This is a genomic window from Archangium sp., from assembly GCF_036388035.1.
GTDB lineage: Bacteria > Myxococcota > Myxococcia > Myxococcales > Myxococcaceae > Archangium.
Map to the genome: position 1 here is coordinate 1 of NZ_DASVSO010000497.1, position 5,311 is coordinate 5,311.

Consider the following 5,311-nt stretch of genomic DNA (forward strand, 5'->3'; position numbering starts at 1 on the left):
CGCCGCCGCATCCTGGCCGCCTACGACGTCGTCACCCAGTACGGGCCCGCCTTCACCGCCCGCTTCACGGACACCTACGTCACCCTGGTGGAGGGACCGGTCATCACGTTCTGGTTCACGAGGCCCAACTGGGCCCTGGAGCTTCCAACGGACGATCCGACGCTCGGGTACGAGTACTACACCATCACCACTCCCGAGAAAAACCCGGGGCGGCACACGGCCTGGACCGGCAGCTACCTGTACACCCCCACCCAGAACTGGCTGGTCACGGCGAACACCCCGCTGGATATGGACGGTCGCCATGTCGCGTCGTTCTCCCATGACATCTCGCTGGATGAGCTGATGGCCCGCTCCATCAACGACCACCTGCCCGACGTCTACAACCTGCTCGTGCGCGATGACGGCCAGCTCATCGCTCATCCCGCGCTGGACATGCGGGGCGCTACCATGGGCTACGACATCCTGGGCACCACTCCGCAGCCCGGTGGAATCCCCCCACGGCTCACGTCCGAGGAGCAGCAAGCCCACCTGCGGAGCCTCTTCCAGAAGGTGAAGAACCGCGCACCCGGCGAGGTCATCCTGGAGCTTCCCGAATACGGCGAGTACATCGCCGTGGCCCGACTGGAGGGGCCGGACTGGAACTTCGTCACGGTGCTGCCCGAGCGCGTGGTGTCCGCATCCGCCTTGCGGTCGGCGCGCTATGTCCTGCTGTTCGGCCTGGTGTCGCTGCTGCTGGAGCTGGTCATCATGTACTGGGTGCTCCAGAAGCAGATTACCCGGCCGCTGCTGGCGCTCACCCAGGCCACCCATCGGGTGGCGGCCGGTGATTTCCAGGTGGAGCTGGACACCTCGCGCCAGGACGAGCTGGGGACCCTGGCGGGCGCCTTCCGGACCATGGCGGACCAGGTCCAGCAGCGTGAGGAGCAGCTGCGACAATCCAATGAGGGACTGGAGCAACGCGTCGAGGAGCGGACCCGGGAGCTGAAGACGGTCCACGGGCAGCTGCTGCAATCAGCGCGGCAGGCGGGCATGGCGGAGATCGCCACCAACGTGCTGCACAACGTGGGCAACGTGCTCAACAGCGTCTACACCGCCTCCCAGCTGGCACGGGAGAGGGTGAGCGAGCTGCGGTTGGAGCAGGTGAGCAAGGTGGCCACCCTGCTCGACGAGCGCCGAGCGGACCTCGCGACCTTCCTCACCCAGGACGAGCGCGGGCGCAACGTCATGCCCTTCCTGGGCAAGCTGGGGCAGAACCTGCTGAAGGAGCGCCAGGAGATCCTCACCCTGCTGGAGGATGTAGGCCGGTACACGGAGCACATCGGCGACATCGTCAAGGTCCAGCAGACCCATGCGCGAACCCCCCGGATGAACGAGCCCGTCCACCTGGCAGCGCTGGTGGACGACGCGCTGCGCATCAACGCGGCCGCGCTCACCCGTCACCACGTGAAGGAGGTGCGGCAGCTCCGCTCCCTGCCTCCCGTGATGACGGACAAGCACAAGGTGCTGATGATCCTGGTCAACCTCATCAGCAACGCCAAATACGCCATGGATGAGACGCCCATGGAGCAGCGCATCCTGACCGTGAGGTTGGATCTGCCTGTCTCCGACCGGGTTCGCATCGAGCTCCAGGACAAGGGCATGGGCATCTCCCAGGAGATGCTCACGCGCATCTTCCAATACGGCTTCACCACCCGGGCGGATGGGCACGGCTTCGGCCTGCACTCCAGTGCCGTGGCGGCCCAGGAACTGGGGGGGAGCCTGATGGTCCAGAGTGACGGACCCGGGCAGGGCGCCACGTTCACGCTGGAACTGCCCTATCAACCCATCGAGGGGACGTCTTGAGCCTGGCGGACACCCAGAGACGACGCCTCCTGGTCATCGACGACTCCCTGGCCATCCACAAGGACTGCCGTTCCTCACGAGCGGGCGCGCAGCCGCGCCACGTGGGCGGCGATCTCCCGCAGGGCCTCCAGGTGCGCGGAGGACCAGACCGCGGGCGAGACGGCCGGGTCCAGCGCGGTATCGTGCTCGTCACCGAGCCCCGCCGAGGATGTTGCGGGTGACGTGGATGTCCTGGATGCGCCGGTAGGTGAGGTGGATCTCCCGCCGGAACAGGATGCCCCAGCTCATGGAGACGCCGTCCTCGCCGAACGCGTATTTGAGCGTCTCGTACCGGAAGAAGCTCACGAGCCAGACGATCGGGAACGCCGCCAGCGCGGCCAGCGACACGAGGGTGTAGTAGCGCAACAACACGGGAGCGGGCCGGGTGAGGCCGCGCGGATCAAAAGGAGGAGGGGAGGCTGGGGCCATCGTCCGGGAAGCGTACCTCGCCAGGGCTACGGCACGCAGGACACCTTCAGGTGGGCGGCAGCCGGGACTGCGCGAACCGGGCCGCGTCCGTTCCCGGGTAGCGGCCCACCACGTGCCGGTAGAGCTTCTGCGCGCTCGCCGTGTCCCCGAGTCGCTCGCCGTACAGCCGCGCGAGGATCACGCACGACCTGGGCGCGAGCGTATCCTCCGGGCTGTGCTGGGCCACCTGCTTCAAGGCCCGCACGGCCAGGGGGTAGTCGCCCACCGTCGCGGCCTTCTGGCCCACCGCGAGGTGACAGGCGGCGGGCAGAGGCGGCAGGCGCTCGGGGAGCTTCCGGTAGAGGGCGAGCGCCTGGTCCAACGCGTTCGTCTCCACCGCTCGCACCAGTTGGGTCTCCAGGGGCTCTGGCGGGGCCGCGGGGGCCGGCTCCGGCTCCAACTCGATGAAGCGCTGCTGGAGCGCTGGGCGGGCGGCCTCGCGCCCTTCCTGGGCGGTCACCCGCGCGGCGCGCTTCTTCCCCCGGGGCTTCACGCCGGGCAGCGCCGGCTCGAAGAACTCCGAGGCCATCCCGTAGCCCACCCGGTCCCCGTGCGTGTACAGCAGCAGCCCGAGCATGCGCGCCACCACGAACGGGACGTACAGGGAGATGGCCTCGCCCAACAGCGACGCCACCAGGGGCACGGGCAGCGAGGAGAGCCCTTCATCCACCGCCAGCAGGATCATGCCCACGAGGGAGAGCGGCACCATCCAGGCCACGACCATCAGATAGGGACGGCCCAGGCGCATGCCGACGTCCACGACCTTGATGGGGTTGAGCAGGGACCGCTTGCTCTGACCGGTGGCCGCGAACAGCAGGGCCAGGGGCGCGTAGAGCAGGGTGATGAGCACCATCAGCCAGAACGTCGCGCCCCGTGTGTCGCCGTTGCGCGCGAAGAAGATGACGGCGGGGACCCAGATCAGCAGGGTGGCCATCACGCCCCGGATGGCGGGGTCCACCAGGTCGTGGAAGATGTTGTGGAAGTCGGGCGCGGTGAAGTGCTCGGCGCCCAGGGCGGTGCTGCGGACGATCCAGAAGAGCGCCCCCCAGAAGCTGCCCAACCACACGGCGAGGAACACGACCCCGGGCAGAAAGGGGAGGAAGTTGAACACGGCTCGGGACAACGCCACCACCGCGCCCACCGCGAGCAGGGCGAGCAGCCCCGATTTCTTCAGGGGATAGCGCCATGCCCCCAGGAGCTGCTTGCCGAAGGAGGACTGCGAGCGGTGCACCTTCAGCACCTCCGCCGCTCCGCCACAGCGGCCGCAGGAGAGCAGCTCGGTGAAGGCCTCCGACTCGAGCACCTCGAGGATGGCGCAACCGGGGCAGAGGTTCGCGTTGCAGGCCGGGCAGAACCAGCCGGCGGCGGCGCTGGGGTGGAATTGGCAGTGGGGGAGAGCTGAGGCGGACATGGAGGGGCTCGGCGGAAGTCCGCTCATCCTATACGCCGCGCGCTCCTTTGGATCCGTCAGGTACGCCAACACCCGCACCTGCCTACACAGCCTTCTTCTACCCTCCGGGACAAGAGGGATGCTCACCCCCGAGCATCCGCTCCCCTCGCACTGCCCACTTCCCGTCGCGGGTGCGCCGGACCCTTGGCGCCGCCCGGCAATGTCCCTATTTCCCCGCCGACCTGGGCGGGAGCGTCCACGAGGGGGGATGGATGGCGCGAGCGGAGAAGCGTCCTGTGCGGGCGTGGGTGGCCCTGGTGACGCTTGGGGTGCTGGGCATGGGGCTGGGGGCGCACGCCGCGCATCCGGGAGGCAGCCACCTGACGACGGTGGGACCCATCGACCCGAGCAATGGCTTTCCGGTGTGGTACCGGGACGCCAATGGCGTGAGCACCGAGCCATGCCTGGAGCCGCGCAACCCGCTGTGCGGCTTCGCGGCCGGAGACGTGCCCCAGCCGGATGCACCGCTGACGGTGCCGGGCAACTTCCCCCACGAGGCCTTCTGGATGCTGGCCAGCGCGGAGATGGGCACGGCCGGCGGAGGCCGAGCGCGCCTGACGCTGGCCCTGGAGGCGGCGTTCGCCCGGGACGAGGTCATCGCCGGAGACCAGATCAGCTTCGGGCGCATCCGTATCCGGGTGGACAACCTGAGGCCGGGCTCCACCTACCGCGTCACCCACCCCTACGGCGTGGATGTCTTCACCGTGGAGGCGGGGGAGGACGCGGAGCGCGGCATCAACTTCACCGAGGACATCGGCGGTCCCGACTTCGCCGAGGCGCTCAAGAGCCGCGTGGGCCCCTTCCTCACCTGGGCACCGCTGTCCTCCGCGCCCCCGGGCTATCTCGGCAACCCCGACGTGCCGCACGTCATCACCGGCAGCCCCTTTGGCACCAACGTCTTCCGCATCGAGGGGCCGGGTGTCGGCGCGCCGGGTTCGCCCTTCCTGTGCCGCCCCCCCAGCACGGACTGCATCCAGACGAACCTCTTCTCCCTGATGGGCAAGCGGGCCACCCGCGCGGGCGTCGGGATGGTGCGGGCGACGTACTCGCGCACACCGGCCACCGGCGCCCTGGTCGACGTATTCGCCTTCTCCCAGCCGGGGCAGACCCTCCACGTGCGCGGCGCGGGCGTCCGCACCACGCCGCTGGCGGGGAACACGGCGGGGCAGTACTTCGCGCGGCTCGGGCAGGAGAGCGCCGCCGTGCCGGCCTCCATCGACGTCGTCAACGTCTCGGACGAGCCGGACATGGCGGTGTCCGTCAAGCCGGTGGACCTCGTGAGCATCGGCCGGGCGGAATACGACACCGCCACCCGGGAGCTGCGCATCGCCGCGCGCTCGAGCGACGAGGTGGAACCGCCCGTCCTCACGGCCGAGGGCTGGGGGCCGCTCACCGCGGGCTCGCTCGTGGTGGCTGGCGTGAGCGTGGCACCGCCCTCGGTGAGGGTGGGCTCGTCCCGGGGAGGCTCGGCCACGCTGAGCGTCACCGTGGTGGGACCGCGCAGCGAGCCGC

The 5,311-nt window shown here is 69.5% G+C and carries 4 protein-coding genes; 2 read left to right on the forward strand and 2 right to left on the reverse strand.

Annotated elements, in window-relative coordinates; genetic code table 11:
* On the forward strand, positions 1-1,842 hold a 1,842-nt coding region (locus VF697_RS20100), incomplete at its 5' end, for a sensor histidine kinase (RefSeq protein ID WP_331097364.1).
* Positions 1,843-2,031: 189 nt separating this feature from the next.
* Here VF697_RS20100 and VF697_RS20105 read toward each other — a convergent pair.
* Positions 2,032-2,310, reverse strand: coding sequence for a PH domain-containing protein (locus VF697_RS20105; RefSeq protein WP_331097365.1), 279 nt, complete (start codon positions 2,308-2,310; stop codon positions 2,032-2,034).
* Between the two features lie 46 nt (positions 2,311-2,356).
* Positions 2,357-3,760 carry a hypothetical protein gene (locus VF697_RS20110; RefSeq protein ID WP_331097366.1) on the reverse strand — a complete coding sequence of 468 codons (1,404 nt, stop codon included), beginning with the start codon at positions 3,758-3,760 and terminating at the stop codon, positions 2,357-2,359.
* Between the two features lie 251 nt (positions 3,761-4,011).
* On the opposite strand from VF697_RS20110, the gene VF697_RS20115 reads away from it, so the two are divergent.
* Positions 4,012-5,311, forward strand: a 1,300-nt coding sequence (locus VF697_RS20115) for a hypothetical protein (protein ID WP_331097367.1), incomplete at its 3' end; no start/stop codon positions are given.

What these genes read in the sequence shown, in the direction of transcription:
- VF697_RS20110 (WP_331097366.1), bottom strand. Translation starts at nt 3,760, where the DNA reads ATGTCCGCCTCAGCTCTCCCCCACTGCCAATTCCACCCCAGCGCCGCC.
- VF697_RS20105 (WP_331097365.1), bottom strand. Translation starts at nt 2,310, where the DNA reads ATGGCCCCAGCCTCCCCTCCTCCTTTTGATCCGCGCGGCCTCACCCGG.